General features: G+C 38.0%; 17 protein-coding genes. 5 read left to right on the top strand and 12 right to left on the bottom strand.

Features of this window, described 5'->3' with window-relative positions; genetic code table 11:
• Positions 1-16: 16 nt before the first annotated feature.
• Positions 17-355 carry a P-II family nitrogen regulator gene (gene glnK, locus ACG9ZL_RS00170; protein WP_004725283.1) on the bottom strand — a complete coding sequence of 113 codons (339 nt, stop codon included), beginning with the start codon at positions 353-355 and terminating at the stop codon, positions 17-19.
• Positions 356-646: 291 nt separating this feature from the next.
• Between glnK and ACG9ZL_RS00165 the strand changes: the two genes are divergently transcribed.
• From ACG9ZL_RS00165 to ACG9ZL_RS00155, 3 genes are all read left to right on the top strand, one after another.
• On the top strand, positions 647-874 hold the full coding sequence (locus ACG9ZL_RS00165) for an accessory factor UbiK family protein (protein ID WP_419328008.1): 228 nt from the start codon (positions 647-649) through the stop codon (positions 872-874).
• A gap of 71 nt (positions 875-945) precedes the next feature.
• On the top strand, positions 946-2433 hold the full coding sequence (locus ACG9ZL_RS00160) for a YifB family Mg chelatase-like AAA ATPase (protein ID WP_419358684.1): 1488 nt from the start codon (positions 946-948) through the stop codon (positions 2431-2433).
• A 33-nt stretch (positions 2434-2466) separates the two neighbouring features.
• A complete protein-coding gene (locus ACG9ZL_RS00155; RefSeq protein WP_419358682.1) occupies positions 2467-2976 on the top strand; it encodes a GNAT family N-acetyltransferase in 510 nt (169 codons plus the stop codon).
• Positions 2977-3041: 65 nt separating this feature from the next.
• On the opposite strand, the gene ACG9ZL_RS00150 is transcribed toward ACG9ZL_RS00155, so the two are convergent.
• The 3 genes from ACG9ZL_RS00150 to ACG9ZL_RS00140 form a co-directional block, all read right to left on the bottom strand.
• On the bottom strand, positions 3042-3812 hold the full coding sequence (locus tag ACG9ZL_RS00150) for a TorF family putative porin (RefSeq protein WP_419358680.1): 771 nt from the start codon (positions 3810-3812) through the stop codon (positions 3042-3044).
• Positions 3809-4048, bottom strand: coding sequence for a hypothetical protein (locus ACG9ZL_RS00145; RefSeq protein ID WP_419358678.1), 240 nt, complete (start codon positions 4046-4048; stop codon positions 3809-3811). Before ACG9ZL_RS00145 ends, ACG9ZL_RS00150 begins: the two co-directional genes overlap by 4 nt.
• Before the next feature lie 286 nt (positions 4049-4334).
• On the bottom strand, positions 4335-5105 hold the full coding sequence (locus tag ACG9ZL_RS00140; protein WP_419358676.1) for a TorF family putative porin: 771 nt from the start codon (positions 5103-5105) through the stop codon (positions 4335-4337).
• 309 nt (positions 5106-5414) lie between these two features.
• Here ACG9ZL_RS00140 and ACG9ZL_RS00135 point away from each other — a divergent pair, with 309 nt between their 5' ends.
• Positions 5415-6740 carry an OprD family outer membrane porin gene (locus ACG9ZL_RS00135; RefSeq protein WP_336953628.1) on the top strand — a complete coding sequence of 442 codons (1326 nt, stop codon included), beginning with the start codon at positions 5415-5417 and terminating at the stop codon, positions 6738-6740.
• 100 nt (positions 6741-6840) lie between these two features.
• Here the strand turns inward: ACG9ZL_RS00135 and ppa are convergent, their stop codons facing one another.
• On the bottom strand, positions 6841-7365 hold the full coding sequence (gene ppa / locus ACG9ZL_RS00130; RefSeq protein ID WP_151801800.1) for an inorganic diphosphatase: 525 nt from the start codon (positions 7363-7365) through the stop codon (positions 6841-6843).
• A 121-nt stretch (positions 7366-7486) separates the two neighbouring features.
• Positions 7487-7885, bottom strand: coding sequence for an MAPEG family protein (locus tag ACG9ZL_RS00125; RefSeq protein WP_419328013.1), 399 nt, complete (start codon positions 7883-7885; stop codon positions 7487-7489).
• A gap of 67 nt (positions 7886-7952) precedes the next feature.
• Between ACG9ZL_RS00125 and ACG9ZL_RS00120 the strand changes: the two genes are divergently transcribed.
• On the top strand, positions 7953-8378 hold the full coding sequence (locus ACG9ZL_RS00120) for a hypothetical protein (RefSeq protein WP_336953626.1): 426 nt from the start codon (positions 7953-7955) through the stop codon (positions 8376-8378).
• A gap of 91 nt (positions 8379-8469) precedes the next feature.
• Here ACG9ZL_RS00120 and ACG9ZL_RS00115 read toward each other — a convergent pair whose 3' ends face one another.
• The 6 genes from ACG9ZL_RS00115 to ACG9ZL_RS00090 all read right to left on the bottom strand — a co-directional run bounded on the left by ACG9ZL_RS00115 (position 8470) and on the right by ACG9ZL_RS00090 (position 16353).
• The gene (locus ACG9ZL_RS00115; RefSeq protein ID WP_336953625.1) at positions 8470-10143 is read right to left on the bottom strand and encodes a long-chain-fatty-acid--CoA ligase; all 1674 of its coding nucleotides are present in this window, start codon (positions 10141-10143) and stop codon (positions 8470-8472) included.
• Positions 10144-10292: 149 nt separating this feature from the next.
• Complete coding sequence (gene parC / locus ACG9ZL_RS00110) at positions 10293-12512, bottom strand: DNA topoisomerase IV subunit A (protein WP_336953624.1); 2220 nt, start codon at positions 12510-12512, stop codon at positions 10293-10295.
• A 728-nt stretch (positions 12513-13240) separates the two neighbouring features.
• Positions 13241-14560: a niacin transporter NiaP gene (gene niaP, locus ACG9ZL_RS00105; protein ID WP_419358675.1), complete on the bottom strand. Its 1320-nt coding sequence runs from the start codon at positions 14558-14560 to the stop codon at positions 13241-13243.
• A gap of 54 nt (positions 14561-14614) precedes the next feature.
• Complete coding sequence (locus ACG9ZL_RS00100; RefSeq protein WP_419358673.1) at positions 14615-15118, bottom strand: GNAT family N-acetyltransferase; 504 nt, start codon at positions 15116-15118, stop codon at positions 14615-14617.
• 61 nt (positions 15119-15179) lie between these two features.
• Positions 15180-15824, bottom strand: coding sequence for a trimeric intracellular cation channel family protein (locus tag ACG9ZL_RS00095; RefSeq protein ID WP_004725253.1), 645 nt, complete (start codon positions 15822-15824; stop codon positions 15180-15182).
• A gap of 61 nt (positions 15825-15885) precedes the next feature.
• Positions 15886-16353 (bottom strand): YchJ family protein, encoded by a 468-nt coding sequence (locus ACG9ZL_RS00090; RefSeq protein ID WP_336953621.1) that lies wholly within the window; start codon positions 16351-16353, stop codon positions 15886-15888.
• Between the last annotated feature and the right edge of the window lie 162 nt (positions 16354-16515).

Here is a 16515-nt window from a genome sequence, read left to right as displayed (position 1 = left end):
CAATCTTCGTGCCAAATTAAACAGCGTCTGGACCTGTTTCACCTGTACGAATACGAATTACTTGCTCTAAATTAGTCACGAAAATTTTTCCATCACCAATTTTGCCAGTGCTAGCAACGCGTGTAATAGATTCAATCACTGAATCTACCATGTCATCACTGATTGCGATTTCGATTTTCACTTTAGGCAGAAAATCAACAACATACTCAGCGCCACGATAAAGTTCAGTATGCCCCTTTTGACGACCAAAACCTTTAACTTCAGTTACGGTAATCCCTTGAACGCCTATATCAGACAGTGCTTCACGCACGTCATCTAATTTAAACGGTTTTACAATTGCAGTTACGAGCTTCATATTGTTTTCCTTCGGCTTATTTCACCAGTAAGGTTTTATGTTCAATTTTCATGCCAATCTTATTAATGGTTGGGGTGATTAATTCAATCAACATGCATTGCCTTTATAACCTATTGTATATACTTAGGTGAAGTTGCAACTTTAAAAAACACATAATATTGCGTGTTTTTTTAGATTTCATTGCTAAATTATAGGAGACATTATGCTTTAAGCAGCGGATAAAAAATTACTTAAATAAAATGAATACGCGATGTTACACTAGGCGAAGAGCATTACTAATTTGGATTCCTCATGATTGAAACATTATTACAAGCAATTTTAGAACAGGTCGATCAGCCTAAAAAAGATATAGAACATAATTTGCGCGCTTTGCTAAACGAAGCCATTTCTAAAATGGATATCGTTTCAAAAGACGAAATTGAACGCCAAAAGACTGCACTAAATAATGCCAATTTACGATTGACCGATTTACAAGAAAAGGTCAAAGCACTTGAGGTGCTGATTCAGGATAAAAAATAAACTAAATTTGCACTTTGTTGGTGCAAAAAATATAATAATGATTAAAAATAAAGCACCAGTGGAAAACAACAATGTCTTTAGCCAAAATTTATACCCGAGGCTTGCTCGGGCTGCATGCACCTTTAATTGAAGTTGAGGTCCATGTTAGTGCAGGGCTTCCTTCTTTAACAATTGTTGGCTTAGCTGAAGCAGCAGTTCGTGAAAGTAAGGATCGCGTTCGATCAGCCATCATTAACAGTGGCTATCAATTCCCAACCAAGCGCTTGACCATCAATCTCGCACCTGCGGATCTTCCCAAAGATGGCTCTCGTCTAGATCTGCCCATTGCACTGGGTATCTTAATTGCCACGGGACAACTTCCTGAAAATGTCACAGATCATTTTGAGTTTATTGGTGAATTAGCACTAGATGGACACTTAAGACCAATCACAGGGACCTTAACTATTGCGATGGCATGTCAGATGGCCAAACATCAATTGATGCTGCCACAGGAAAATGCCGCTGAAGCAGCGCAATTGCCTGAATTTCAAGTTTTTGCTGCTCAGCACTTAAAACAGGTATGTGAGCATTTCTTAAATCTACACAAAATTGAGGTCACTGCTACACAAAAAATACAGCAAAATAATGCCTACAAATTTGATTTATCGGATGTTAAAGGGCAATTACGCCCACGGCGTGCTTTAGAAATCTCAGCCGCAGGTGGACATTCTATTTTATTTAAAGGCCCGCCAGGTACCGGTAAAACCCTTTTAGCTTCTCGCTTACCGAGTATTTTGCCAGCCTTAAATCCACAAGAAAATCTTGAGGTTGCCAGTATTTATTCAATTGCAAAGGCAAAACATCATTTTGGACAACGTCCATTTCGCGCCCCTCACCATACTGCATCAGCGATCGCCCTCGTCGGTGGTGGTTCAAATCCAAAACCAGGAGAGATTACCCTGGCGCATTTAGGTGTGCTATTTTTAGATGAGTTGCCTGAGTTTGATAAAAAAGTACTCGAAGTTTTAAGACAACCACTTGAATCTAAAGAAATCGTTATTTCTAGAGCATCACGCCAAATTACATTTCCTGCAAACTTTCAATTGATTGCAGCAATGAATCCCTGTCCTTGTGGTTATGCTTTTAATCAGGACAGTCGATGCCAGTGTTCTGCTGAAGCAATTAAACGCTATCAAAATAGAATCTCAGGTCCATTATTAGATCGTATTGATTTACATATCGATGTACCACCATTAAAAGCCCAAGAATTACAGGATCAAACACCTGTCGAAGATTCAGCAACAGTACGGGAACGGGTGATTGATGCTTTTGACTTCCAAATCAAAAGACAAGGCCATTTAAATCACAGCTTATCGCCAAAAGACTTAGAAAAATATGTGGTTTTAGATGAAACATCTAAGCAAATGCTCGAAATGGCACAACAACGTTTAAATTTATCTGCGCGGGCGTATCATCGTATTTTACGTGTCTCAAGAACTATTGCAGATTTGTCTCAAAGTGAGCAAATCCAAAGTGCGCATTTAACTGAAGCCTTGTCATATCGTGGAACTCAATCTTAGAATCTAACCTATGACATATAGAAAATACATAGCATGCTAAATTTAAGCCTACGCAACGAACATGCAGACGACATTGAAAATATTTTCAATCTCACTCAACTGGTTTTTCTAAATGCAACGCATACCGACCATACTGAACACTTGATCGTCAATGCACTCAGGGATGCAAATCAATTAACTATTTCAGTTGTTGCTGAATTGGATCGACAGATTATTGGGCATGTGGCGATTTCACCTGTTGAAATTTCTTCTGGCGCACAACATTGGTATGGCTTAGGCCCAATTTCAATTGCACCAGAATATCAACAACAAGGTGTTGGTAAAGCTTTAATCCAACACGCATTACAGCAGTTACAACAGCTCAATGCAGCAGGATGTGTTGTGCTTGGAGATCCTGCCTATTATTCCAAATTTGGCTTTCAGCCACACGCCAGTTTGATTCTTGACGATGTGCCTACTGAATATTTTCAAGTCCTTGCTTTTAACCAAAGCATTCCACAAGGTACCGTAAAATATCATCCAGCATTTGAAGTGAAAGCCTAATTTGATTTCAAAATCGCAAAAAATAAAGGTGACTCATGGTCACCTTTATTTATTTTAATTTACGCTTAGAACGCTTTAGTTAAAGTAAACACAGCGCCTGTTTCAACACCACGTTTCGCAGAATTAGTGAACCCATCAGTATCAATATTGGTTCCGACTGCAGCAAGTTCCGCAGTTACCCCAGGAATAGATCTAACCGCATAATTCACCCCAACTTTCCAGTCGACATAATTGTCTTTACCATCAGGTAATGCTTTTTCATCCATTGTAGTATAGCCAACATTAGCAAGCCCACCGAAACCAGTATCACCAAATGGAGCTGAATAGCCAACGTTAAAATTCCAACTGTTGCCACCGACTGCTGCCCAGTCATTGGTATAGTTCACATTGGTCAATAGACTACTGCCTTTAATCAAGACGTCTGCAAATATTAATTTTGCATAAAACTCAGTCCAGTTAAAATCACTGCTTGCACTTGGATAATTATATTCAACAACACCAACATCCAAAGTTGGTTTAAAGGTTGGAGATAACGCCAAGGCTGTTGTATAGCCAATAGAAGGATCTAATTCTAAATGTGGATCAGATGAACCAAAATTCACATTTGAACCCCAAAGACCCGCATATAAACCAGAACTATGCGATAAGGTAAAACCCGCTTGTACTGCTGGGTCGCTTAATGTTTGAGTCATACCGCGGAAACGATAGTCACTCGTTACGGCAGCACTACCTGCAAAGCTTAAACCTAATTTTGACAGTGCGTTGTCTTCCGCCATTGCCATTGTTGCTGTAGACGATAGAACTGCCAATGTTAGTGCTTTAGTTGAGAATTTCATCTTGAGTGCTCCCCCATCATACGATGTTTATTTGTTATGCTAAAATTTGATGAACTCCCTAAGCAATTAGCAATTGCCATGCCAAAATGAAACTCAAGCATTTTATAAAATTCAGAAATACATATTAATATTTTTATAATCAATGCTTTAGAATTAAAATATTGTGGGTAATTTTTTTTATTCTTCAGCTGTTGAACATATGCTATTTCAAGCATCACTTGATGGAGCTGATTCATATTGACCTACTTTAAGCATGGTTTTAATGCAAAATAGTATGAAAAATCTGAGCGTAAATTTTCTATAAGGTGCTTTATTGTTGTCATAAAAAACGTATAAATATTACTTTATGCTTTTCATATCAGTTTATTGTAATGATGCATATTGTTCTTTTGCTCAAAAAAAGCACACAGTTTAAAAAACGCCTAAAAAAAGTGCATTTCCTATCTTCGGTCATACACTTTGATAAAATAAGAAAGGCTAATTCTCAGGCATATTCTTCTTATTAAAAACTATAAGTTAATCTTAAAAACTATAAGCCAAACCAAATAACATATTGTCCTTATAACCTTCACCCAAACGATCTTTACCACCGATCACATAGTCTAATGAAGCAGTAACACCTGTATTGGCAATGGTTTTACTGAGCCCCAAGCGCATTTCGCTCAATGTAAAATCCTGTTCTGTCTGCACAATACTGTCATCACGATGACTGTTATAAAGAGATGCACCAATAGAAGTGTTAAAAATAAAATCTTGAGCCAAAGCATGACGATACGCAATGCTTAGATAAATATCACCAGCATTGGCAGAGGATGCATCAGCTAACATCACTGAAGCACCTGCGGTTAAATTTTTATAACTCAGTTCAGCAGATAGATCTGTATATGTAGTTTTACGATGATCTGCTTGATCTGCATAAATAGTACCGCCTTTATGATAAACATATGCGGTGGTTCTTAAGCTATAGCTCCAATTTTGCGCAACTTCCTGAGCATAAGCCAAATAAAAATTATTTTCAAAACCATGATCTTGCATAACATCTGTAGGATTATAGCTCAGTGTAGAACCCCAATAGCCAAGCGTGATGCCACTTTTATGTGCATAACTTAAACCACCTTGAACAGCGATATCATCATTTTCAATTCCTCCTCGATAGATATACTTAGATACCAATCCCACATTTCCAGAAATCATGCCATTTTTAACCAAAACATTTGCTTGTTCAGCAAATGCTGGGCACGACGCTATACAGATAGGGATTGCCCGTAATAGTTTAGAAATAAGTGAATTCATGATAACAAATGGGTGGGCGTATAAATAAAGGCGAATTTTACTGTGTTTTTAAATTTTTGGTAAAAAACATGGAGATAAATTCAGCATATTTTCCAATTTATTTCATATTTCACACAAAATTAGTATTTTAATAACTCTTTAGAATTTTTTTTCATAAGAAAAGAAATTAATATTGTGTAAAAGATTACAGAAATGTAATATTTTTAAGCAAAAGAGATTCCATTTTTATAGATTAAATATACAATTCATCCACAATCTGTTCTGAATTCGATCAGTCAGTGCAATCTATTCTCGTTCACGAGGCAATTCATGTTGAATGCTCCAAAACTTACTTTAGCTGTATTAATTAACGCGGTTCTAATATCCCCTACATTTGCTAGCGAACAAAGTGATGCAAAAGGGTTCGTTGAAGATGCCAAAGGTTCTGTATTGTTTCGTACAGGCTATATCCTTCGTGATAAAAAACATGGTATTGACGATCAAAGCTCATTTGCACAAACTGCAATTGTCGACTTAGATTCAGGCTTCACTCAAGGTATCGTCGGTTTCGGTGTTGGTGTGGTTGGCGATGGTTCTTTTAAAATCGGTCCAAACAACCATGCTGGCAATAACATGATTGCACTCAAAAATAATGGTGCAAGAGATGCAAATGGACGAGTTGATCCATATGATCATTGGGCACGTGGTGGAGCAAATGTAAAAGCTCGTTTCTCAAATACGACTGTACGTTATGGTACTCAAGTTTTAGACCTCCCTGTACTTGCAAGTAATACAACACGTCTTGTCCCTGAATATTTCACAGGGACATTATTAACCAGCCATGAAATTAAAAATTTAGAACTAGTTGCGGGTAAATTCACCAAAGACCAAATGTCTGATCAGATCAAAACAGATGGTAATAAATTGGATGATGCGATTGTTTGGGGTGCCAAATACAAATTTGATGACCAGCTTACTGCATCTTATTATGGTTTAGACTCTAAAAATGCCTTAGAACGTCATTATATTAATGCCAATTATAAATACCCATTAGCAAATCAAAGTTCTTTAACTTTTGATTTCAGTGGTTATCACACCAAGTTTGATAAAAATGCCAACACCTATTCTGCAACTGGTCCTGTCGATGTTGATTACTCAAGCACAGGTAAAGCAGGCGTAGAAAAAACCAATAATATTTGGGCATTGTCTTCTACTTATAACCAAGGTCCACATACTGTTATGTTGGCTTATCAACAAAATACAGGTGATGTCGGTTATGACTATGGTCAAAATGCTGATGGTTTCCAAAGTATTTATCTACCAAACTCTTATATGTCTGATTTTATTGGTAATCATGAAAAATCAGCTCAAGTTCAATACAACCTAGATTTTAGCAATTATGGTGTTCCTGGCTTAAATTGGACCACAGCATTTGTGTATGGTTGGGATATTAAAGTCCGCAATGTCACTGATGATGCACAAGAACGTGAATTCTTTAATCAGGTGAAATACACCATGCAAAGTGGTTTTGCAAAAGATGCGAGCTTACGTCTACGTCACTCTTACTACCGTGCAAGTGAAGCGTATAATCCTGTCTACATTGGTGATACCAATGAATGGCGTATTTTCTTAGATATTCCTGTGAAATTTTTCTAATTTAGAATAAATCCAAAGAAACAAAAAACCTGCATTTAATAATGCAGGTTTTTTATGGGTTTGAAGATTATTTTATCTTTAAACTTCGCTTAAATCAGGATTATTTCGCAGCTTCAATTGCTTTCAATACTTCAGCTTTTGCAACTTCTGAACCTTCCCAACCTGTCAATTTAACCCATTTACCAGGCTCTAAATCTTTATAATGTGCAAAGAAATGCTCAATTTGGTTAATTAACAAAGCTGGAAGATCTGAATATTCTTTCACATCTTTATAAAGTGGAGTCAATTTGTCATGTGGAACTGCGATAAGCTTCGCATCAATACCACCATCATCTTCCATATTTAATTTACCAACAGGACGACAACGAATCACTGAACCATGTACCAATGGGTGTGGAGTTACAACCAATACGTCTAATGGGTCACCATCTTCAGACAAAGTATTTGGTACATAACCATAGTTCGCTGGGTAGAACATCGCTGTACCCATGAAACGATCTACAAATAAAGCGTCTGAATCTTTATCTACTTCATATTTAATCGGTGCAGCATTTGCTGGGATTTCGATAATTACATAGATGTCATTTGGTGCATCTTTACCAGCAGGAATATTGCTATAGCTCATAGGATACTCTTTCAAGTGAGGTCTTATTTAAAATCTTGTCGATTATAACGCTAAATTGCGCAAACAGATGCGGATTATACATTTTGCATCATCAAAATGAATGAATTTTATCGAAAACTACTTAGACCATTCGAATAACCAATAACAATAAAATAATTGGGCAAGCTAAGGACAAAGCCCAAATGATGGTCCGTAGTGCTGAAATATTAGCAAGATAGCAAATCCCATAAATAATGCGTAAAACAATATAGGCGATCCCTAACATCATAATCAAATGTTGTGAGACCACCATGTATTCAGCCATCAAAATCGCAGCAATAAATAAAGGTAGGCTCTCAAAACTATTCTGCTGTACTGCATTGGCACGTGCAGCTAAACCCGTGGTTTTTGCTAAAAATTCACGCGGATTCTGATTATCAGCAGCTTTAAAGCCACCAGATGCTTTCGCAATAATGGTAAAAACATAAGGAAGTAAACAGGCAATTAGAATTAAATATATGATGCCATCTATCCCAGACATGATTTTTTCTCATGAAGTGTTAATGCGAGTTATCATAGCATGGCATGAACAGAATATTTTTTGTTAAATGCAGAGTTTTGCAAAATTGTGTAGTGAGGACAATAACGTGCAACCAGATCAAAATGAATTGTTTGAGGTTTTAGAAAAGCAGCGCCATCAACAAGCTGAGATTGATCGTATTCTTAAAATTGTATTGCCAATTTTGGCTTTTCTATTATGCGTGATTTGTGCAAATTATAATTGGCAATCTACCTTGGGAACGCTCGTCGTTCTGGTGGCGGCCTTTTTTGCCGTCGGCATAAAGCGTATGAATCTATATTTTTGGTTAGCCATTATTATCGTGTACTGTTTAATTGATATCTATTTTAGCTATGGCAGTATTAACCCCTCAGCACTAGGTCGTCAAATGGGAACCATGCTCACATTTACAGGGATTGTTGGCTTAAGCCGCCCCTATATCGATGGTTGGTATATTCGTTCTCATAAAAATTAGATTTTGAATTGAACAAATATACCTAGCTATTATTTTCGATAGAACATAAAAAAGCGCCACGATTGGCGCTTTTTTATGTTTAATTTTTCAATTACTTACGTAAATCTTTACGGAGAATTTTACCTACATTAGATTTTGGTAAATCATCCATAAACTCAACATAACGCGGGCGTTTATACCCTGTTAAGTTTTCTTTTGCATATTCGAGCACTTCTTCTGTGGTTAAAGATGGATCTTTTTTCACCACAAATAATTTTGGCACTTCACCAGATTTTTCATCAGGTACACCAATTGCTGCCACTTCAAGAACTTTCGGATGTTGAGCTATCACTTCTTCAATTTCAGAAGGATAAACGTTAAAGCCAGATACTAAAATCATATCTTTCTTACGATCTACAATTTTAAAATAACCACGTGTGTCCATGAAACCAATATCACCTGTACGGAAATAACCGTCAGCTGTCATAACTTTTTCAGTTTCATCTGGACGATTCCAATAACCTTTCATCACTTGAGGACCACGAATCGAAATTTCACCCTGCTCACCTTGTGACAAATGATTGCCATCATCATCTAAAATTGCGACATCAGTCAATGGTAACGGAATACCAATTGTGCCACTAAACTCAGTCGTTGCAGGCGGGTTCGCAGTTGCGACTGGAGAAGTTTCAGATAACCCATAACCTTCAATAATGATGGTTCCAGTAACTTTTTTCCATTCTTCAGCAGTTGACGGTAACACGGCCATACCGCCGCCCATCGCCATTTTTAACTTACTGAAGTCAAGCTGTCTAAATTCTTCATTATGTACCAGTGCATTGAACAAGGTATTTACCGCAGGGAAGAAACCCGGTTGGTATTTACGTAATTCTTTAATCACCGCTGGTAAATCACGTGGATTTGGAATCAGAATATTTGCCTGACCTTTATACATACCATACATCGCACACACCATGAATGCGAAGATGTGATAAAGCGGTAAAGCACAGAAGATACGATCGTCTTTCGCACCATCACCTTGACCAAATTTACTTTGGAAAATACCATCACATTGCAACAAGTTTGCAACTAAGTTACGGTGCGTCAGCTCCGCCCCTTTGGAAACACCCGTAGTACCACCTGTGTATTGAAGTACAGCAGTATCACTGAGGGTCATGGTTGGACGTTTATAATTGCTTGGGCTTACTTTTGCCAATGCTGCATTAAACTTAATATGTCCTGGAATATTCCAGTCTGGAATTTGTTTACGCACTTTACGTAAAACAAAATTCACCAAAGTACCTTTTAAAGTACCCAACATATCGCCAACGGATGCAACAACAACATGTTTTACAGGTGTTTTGCCAATAATCGCTTGATAAACAGTCGCAAAGTTTTCAACAATGACCAATGCTTCAGCACCTGAATCATTAAGTTGGTGTTCTAATTCTCGTGCTGTATAAAGTGGATTCACATTCACAAGTACCAAACCTGCACGGAATACACCTAAAGCGACAACTGGATACTGAAGGACGTTAGGCATCATCACAGCAACACGTGAACCTTTTGCCAAACCTAAGCTTTGCAGATACGTTGCAAATTTACGGCTTGCCAATTCAAGGTCACTGAATGACATCACTTTATCCATGAAGATAAAGGCATCACGTGAACCAAACTTTTGGAAATTACGCTCAAAAATATCAATAAGAGAGCTATTTTCCTGTGGCAATTCTACTGTTTCTGGAATTCCAGTCTTTTGATATTCAGTGAACCAAATTTTTTCCATAATGCCATAATCTCCAATCAGTAATCCTTAGTTTTAAACTGTTTTTCTCAATATTGAACATAATTTTTTGGCTTCTTTGTGCTCAATATTGCATCCATTTTCACGAACACTTTGCATATATAACGTATTTCAATCCCAGGATGCTAGTTTTATCTTTGAATCAACAGTTTATTTGCTTTTTGATATCCACGCGGTAACAATTGACCTTTTGAGGCGCGTTTACCGATATATTTTTGCAAATCATCCCCTTTTAATTTTAATTGTTGCTGCCCTGCAAGCACTTGTATTACCTCATCTAAATTCAAAGTTAACATAAACTGAATAGACTCTTTGGTTTCAAGTTGTATCAACTTATTTCCTTTACCTTTATTGAGCGTTGGCAACTCTGATAACTCAATTAAAAGTAGGCGTCCTGCTGAACTGAGTATAGCCAAATGAGTATGATTTTCAATGACTTCGATTGGCATTACTGTCGCATTTTCAGCAACGGTCAGGAATGTTTTACCCGCTTTAGCGTTTGTATCCAATTGTTTAGCGTGTGATTTAAAGCCATAACCCTTTGAACTTACAGCAACTATTTCCTTTTCTTCATTTTCAATGAGAACTTGCATAAAGCCCACACCATTGGCAGGAGAAAGTTTTGAACTCAACGGTTCTCCTAAACCACGAGCCGATGGCAAACTATTAATGGCCAAAGCGTAACTTCGTCCTTTTTCATCTAAAATATATACTTTCTGGTTAGACTTACCTTGTGCTGAACTTAGGTACCGGTCACCAGCCCGGAAGCTTAATTTTTCAATATCAATATCATGACCTTTTGCTGCACGAACCCAACCCGCTTCAGAAAGGATCACTGTTACCGCTTCAGCAGGCATTAAATCTTGTTCACTAATTGCTTGTGATTCCTCACGCTGTACAATTGGTGAACGGCGATCATCACCAAACTTTTTCGCATCATCTTTGAGCTCTTCGATAATCAAAGATTTTAATGACTCAGGATTTGCAAGTTGTTCACGAATCACAGCTGCTCTCGCCTCAAGTTCTTCTTGTTCACGGCGCATTTCCATTTCTTCAAGTTTTGCCAAATGGCGTAACTTGAGCTCTAAAATTGCTTCTGCTTGAACTTCATCAATATTAAAACGCAGCATCAACACCGGTTTAGGCTGATCTTCTTCACGAATAATCTTGATCACTTCATCAATGTTCAAATAAGCAATGATCAAACCACCGAGAATATGTAGCCGCTTTTCAATTTTATTCAAATGATATTGCAGACGACGTGTGACAGTACTCTTACGAATTTCAATCCATTCTAATAAAATTCTACGAATTGATTTGACTTGTGGGCGCCCATCTGCACCAATCATGTTCATATTGACACGATAACTCGATTCTAAATCGGTTGTCGCGAACAAATGACTCATTACTGCATCGGCATCAATGCGGTTTGAACGTAATACAATTACCAAACGGGTTGGATTTTTATGGTCTGACTCATCGCGTAAATCACTGACCAATGGCAGTTTTTTAGCTTGCATCTGATCAGCAATTTGGGTGATGACTTTCGAGCCAGAAACTTGATATGGTAGCTCAGTGATAATAATTTCATTTTTTTCAATAGTATATACTGCACGGGTTCGATAACTACCGCGTCCAGTCATTTGAATTTTTAATAATTCATCACGTGGTGTAATAATCTCTGCTTTGGTCGGTAAGTCAGGTGCAGGGATATATTCTGCAATTTTTTCATCCGTTAAGTTTGGATTACGGATTAAAGCAATCGTACCTTTAACGACTTCACGTAAATTGTGGGGTGGAATATCGGTTGCCATACCTACCGCAATACCTGTCGTACCATTCAGTAAAATATTCGGTACACGCGCAGGTAAACTAACTGGTTCTTTCATTGAGCCATCAAAGTTATCTTGCCAATCACAAGTGCCTTGACCTAATTCAGAAAGTAACAGATCACTATAGGGTGAAAGTTTGGCTTCGGTATAACGCATGGCTGCGAATGATTTAGGATCATCAGGTGAACCCCAGTTACCTTGCCCCTCAATAAACGGGTAACGATAACTAAACGGCTGTGCCATCAAGACCATCGCCTCATAACACGCTGAGTCACCATGCGGATGGTATTTACCCAATACATCACCGACTGTACGTGCAGATTTTTTCGGCTTACCGCTTGGTTTTAATCCCAATTCGCTCATCGCATAAACGATACGGCGTTGTACAGGTTTTAAACCGTCACTGATGTGTGGCAATGCACGATCCATAATCACGTACATGGCATAGTTAAGGTAAGCTTGTTCTGTAAATTCTGCTACGGAACGGTTTTCTGTCGCATGATGCGCAAGGCTTGTCATAACAACCTTTTATCCTAAATAAGTTCGTTCTAAATAAATGTTTATGTATCTACGTTCTTATGCTAAGTCGCAGGGTCTGACTACACAAGTGCAAGTGTACCCTACAACGACAAATTGCGTCTTTAGATCTTTCTAATGAGGTAAAATTATCCATTTTTTAACAAATGAGCAACTTTTATTTAAATTGGTATTTTAAAATTTGGATATGCAGTTTATTTCCAATGAAATTTATAAATGCTGAAACTTATTGAAGTGGTCCAATTCTCTTTTTTATAGAATGGATGCTCGAACTCAATAAACACCCGATCCCATATAGAAATATCAAAGTAACAGGAACCACGAAGCTATACGCTGCCGTCCAAGACAGCCGATCGAATAAAAGTCCTAACCCAATTGCATTAAATGCTGACACTTGAAAACCTATGGGTAATTGTAAGAAAACAAAGTTTCCTTTGTTATCCGTCCTTGGATCTAATGCGATATAAAGACAAAAGATGGTAAGCAAAAAATAAAGAATACATAGCTTAATCCTATTTTACTTTTCATTATTTTATCCTCAATGCAGGCCTGATCTACCTCAAAAGATGCTATGAATTGTTTGTTGTTAAATTTAACGTTAGAGAAATTAAAATGGCTGATCGGCAATATTAACCCTATATCAACCATTCTATAATTTTTTTTACTATAGTTTTTTTCTGCTCTTTTCTTTTATATATTTCAATAGCCCCCTAGAGCCCAATTTCTTCCAGGGTCTTACCTTTGGTTTCTTCACCCAAGATCAAAACTACAGCTGCTACAGCGAAAAGTACAATCGTAAACATCATAAAGACTGAACTGAACCCATTGCTTGCCACCATCATATGGGTCACCACCAAAGGTGCGACAATTCCCCCCATACGACCAATTGCAGATGCCCAACCTGAGCCAAAAGCACGAATATTGGTAGGGTATTGTTCAGGTGTATAGGTATATAGAACACCCCATGCACCCAAATTAAAGAACGACATTAAGCATCCCCACAACATAATCATATCGACTGAGGTGGCTTGACCAAAAAAGTAAGCAGACAACGCGCACAGACCAATAAAACCAGCAAGTGTTGCTTTACGTCCAAGCTTTTCAACCAACCAAGCCGCAGCCACATAACCCGGTAATTGTGCCAAAATCATTCCAAGTACATATTCAAATGACTGCACAATGGTATAACCCTGCTTGACCAGCAGACTTGGTAGCCATGTAAAAATACCATAATAAGAATAAACAATCCCAAACCAAATCAACCACAACATCAAAGTTCGGCGAGCAAAACTACCAGACCAAAGTTGTGAAAATGTAATTGTTTGTTTTGCTGAAACAGATTTGACTTCAATGGTTTCAATCACTTCCACACCACATTGCCGTTCCAGTTTCTGTACCAATGCATGAGCTTCTTCAATTCGTCCACGATTAATCAGATAGGGAACAGACTCTGGCACTTTTTTGAGAATCATAAAAACATAAATGGCAGGTAAACCACCAATCAAAAATGCAATATGCCAACCATACTCAGGAATCACAAAATAAGAAATAAGTGCAGCAACAAGCCAGCCAAGTCCCCAGAAACTTTCTAAAAGTACAATAAATCGACCACGTACTTGAGCGGGGATATATTCACTGACCAAAGTCACAGCCACAGGAAGTTGGCCACCCAGCCCTAATCCGACAATAAAACGGAATACTAATAACCAAGTCAGATTCGGCGCAAAAGCACATAATGCGGTTGCAATGCTATAGGTCACTAAGGTAATCGCAAAGACTGTTCTACGACCAATTCGATCGGCCAACCCACCTGAAAATACAGCACCAATTGCCATACCCACAAAGCCAATGGAGACCACCCAACCTTTTTCAGTAGGTGTCATTTGCCATTCTTCTGCCATTTTGGTGAGAATAAAGGAAATGAGTCCTGTATCCATGGCATCAAACATCCAGCCCAGTCCAATTACCCAGAGTAAGGTATAATGAAATTTCCCTATGGGTAAGCGTTGTACACGTGATACTAAATCCATAATGCACTCAACAAATATGTAAAAGCAGAAATAACTTTGGCACGCTGTTTAACTTTAAAGACTTAACAGGAGAATTTCTCCTGCTAGTCCGTCAAAATCTTTAAATTCTTTAGAATGGAAACCATTATTTATCAATATTTTTCTTGAAGGTATATTTTCAGGATCAATAATAGCCATGAGATGTGTTAAATGGGGTTGTTTTTTTGCATGGTCAATTAAAAATGCTACAACCTGACTGGCAATGTCTTTCCCCCAGTATTCGGGTAAAAGCATATAGCCCAATTCCGCTGTTCGTGCTATTGGTTGATCCAACTCAATTTTGGCTAAACCCATAAATTCATGTGTTTGAGCATCAAGAATTTTATAATTTCCCAATGCCACATCATAGGCATTCTTAGATAAAATCTTACTAAATTCTGAATGTGCTTCCTCAAGCGTTAATGCTCTTTCGGTAATCATTTGCATGACTTTAATATTTTTGACCAATTCAAAATACACAGCAAAATCTATGTCTGTAAATTTTTCAAGTTTAATATTTTGATGAATCCGATATGACATACCAAGCTCAAAGTTAAATGCAGCAATTCACAATCAATAGTTGCTCTTCAAGCATTCATCCTTAGGACTCATCTTTAGAAGATGCCGATTGTTCATCATCATCTTTATAGATAAATTTCGGCATTTCCAAACCAAAATAAATCGCCACACAACGTAATGCAAAACCAAAAACTAAAGTAGAAACCACAGTAATTTCAAGCGATAAACCAAAATCAATACAGAACCAATAGAAAATCACCGCAACAAAGGAAATCGACGCATACAATTCACGACGGAATACCAATGGAACATCATTACACAGAATATCTCGTAGAATACCACCAGATACCCCTGTTAATACTCCAGCAACGGCGGAAACCACAAAACCATGGCCCATTTGCAAGGCAATTTGACAGCCAATAATGGTAAAACCAATTAAGCCTAAAGCATCCAATAATAAGAAAATGGAATGTAAGTGCTTCATCCATTTGGCAATAATAATGGTGACAAAGGCAGCACAGCACGTCAGGACAAGGTATTCAGGATGTTTGACCCAAGTCAGTGGATAATGTCCGAGTAAAACATCTCGCACAGAACCGCCACCGAGTGCAGTGACACAGGCAATCAGTATCACCCCAAACCAGTCCATACTACGTCGTCCTGCGGACAACGCTCCAGTCATGGCTTCTGCTGTAATGGCTATAATATAAATAATCGTCAGTAACATTGCCCTTCATCCACTGATGGGAAAAGATGCGCGCTATTTTAAGTCAAAAACGAACTAAAAGTTATAAAAATTGTGCGCAACATTGCTTAAATTTTTTGGCGGATCCACAAATACATGGCTGTTTCATGGTGATTGGCTGATCTGTGGTTGGATCTAAGAAATACCATACATCATCATGCTGGACAAAGTGTGAAACTTCATGGTGTATTTGAGCCTGCTGACCATCATGAAAATGTGCTTTAAATTCAACTTGAGCATGATTTTTATCCAGCTTTTCTTGGGCTTGTACCACTTCGAGACTGAGCCATTGATTGGCTTTGCTCCAATCTGAAATCGCTTTAACATCCAAAGCTTGCTGCTGCCCAAGCGCAGTGGTCTGAACAATATAATCAATCTCATGTTTGGCAAAAGCGCTATAACGCGAACGCATCAATTGTGCTGCTGTCTTGGCTTTGTTCTGTCCCAAGTGTAGCGGCTGACAACATTCAGCATAAAGCGCTGAACCACATGGGCAGGATAGATTGGACATGAAAATACTCAAAATCTGAATAGGCTCAATGATAATCCAACCCAGTTGGAAATCGAAAGCTATTCTTTCAATATGAATAATGCCATTCAGCCATCATTTTAACGATATGTTTTAAATCATTATTCGCAATGATAAAATAGCAAGAAGCCAGTCTTTCGACTG

Source organism: Acinetobacter legionensis (assembly GCF_048551735.1).
Classification (GTDB): Bacteria; Pseudomonadota; Gammaproteobacteria; order Pseudomonadales; family Moraxellaceae; genus Acinetobacter.
The sequence above is the reverse complement of the archived record's forward strand: the minus strand, read 5'-3'. Positions and strand labels throughout refer to the sequence as shown.

Excerpts from the sequence above, each read along its gene's own strand:
- ACG9ZL_RS00090 (WP_336953621.1), bottom strand. The coding sequence starts at position 16,353 with ATGTCCAATCTATCCTGCCCATGTGGTTCAGCGCTTTATGCTGAATGT.
- ACG9ZL_RS00140 (WP_419358676.1), bottom strand. The coding sequence starts at position 5,105 with ATGAATTCACTTATTTCTAAACTATTACGGGCAATCCCTATCTGTATA.
- ACG9ZL_RS00120 (WP_336953626.1), top strand. The coding sequence starts at position 7,953 with ATGCAGAGTTTTGCAAAATTGTGTAGTGAGGACAATAACGTGCAACCA.
- glnK (WP_004725283.1), bottom strand. The coding sequence starts at position 355 with ATGAAGCTCGTAACTGCAATTGTAAAACCGTTTAAATTAGATGACGTG.
- ACG9ZL_RS00100 (WP_419358673.1), bottom strand. The coding sequence starts at position 15,118 with ATGTCATATCGGATTCATCAAAATATTAAACTTGAAAAATTTACAGAC.
- ppa (WP_151801800.1), bottom strand. The coding sequence starts at position 7,365 with ATGAGCTATAGCAATATTCCTGCTGGTAAAGATGCACCAAATGACATC.
- ACG9ZL_RS00095 (WP_004725253.1), bottom strand. The coding sequence starts at position 15,824 with ATGTTACTGACGATTATTTATATTATAGCCATTACAGCAGAAGCCATG.
- parC (WP_336953624.1), bottom strand. The coding sequence starts at position 12,512 with ATGACAAGCCTTGCGCATCATGCGACAGAAAACCGTTCCGTAGCAGAA.
- niaP (WP_419358675.1), bottom strand. The coding sequence starts at position 14,560 with ATGGATTTAGTATCACGTGTACAACGCTTACCCATAGGGAAATTTCAT.
- ACG9ZL_RS00150 (WP_419358680.1), bottom strand. The coding sequence starts at position 3,812 with ATGAAATTCTCAACTAAAGCACTAACATTGGCAGTTCTATCGTCTACA.
- ACG9ZL_RS00125 (WP_419328013.1), bottom strand. The coding sequence starts at position 7,885 with ATGTCTGGGATAGATGGCATCATATATTTAATTCTAATTGCCTGTTTA.
- ACG9ZL_RS00165 (WP_419328008.1), top strand. The coding sequence starts at position 647 with ATGATTGAAACATTATTACAAGCAATTTTAGAACAGGTCGATCAGCCT.
- ACG9ZL_RS00145 (WP_419358678.1), bottom strand. The coding sequence starts at position 4,048 with ATGAATCAGCTCCATCAAGTGATGCTTGAAATAGCATATGTTCAACAG.
- ACG9ZL_RS00115 (WP_336953625.1), bottom strand. The coding sequence starts at position 10,143 with ATGGAAAAAATTTGGTTCACTGAATATCAAAAGACTGGAATTCCAGAA.
- ACG9ZL_RS00160 (WP_419358684.1), top strand. The coding sequence starts at position 946 with ATGTCTTTAGCCAAAATTTATACCCGAGGCTTGCTCGGGCTGCATGCA.
- ACG9ZL_RS00135 (WP_336953628.1), top strand. The coding sequence starts at position 5,415 with ATGTTGAATGCTCCAAAACTTACTTTAGCTGTATTAATTAACGCGGTT.
- ACG9ZL_RS00155 (WP_419358682.1), top strand. The coding sequence starts at position 2,467 with ATGCTAAATTTAAGCCTACGCAACGAACATGCAGACGACATTGAAAAT.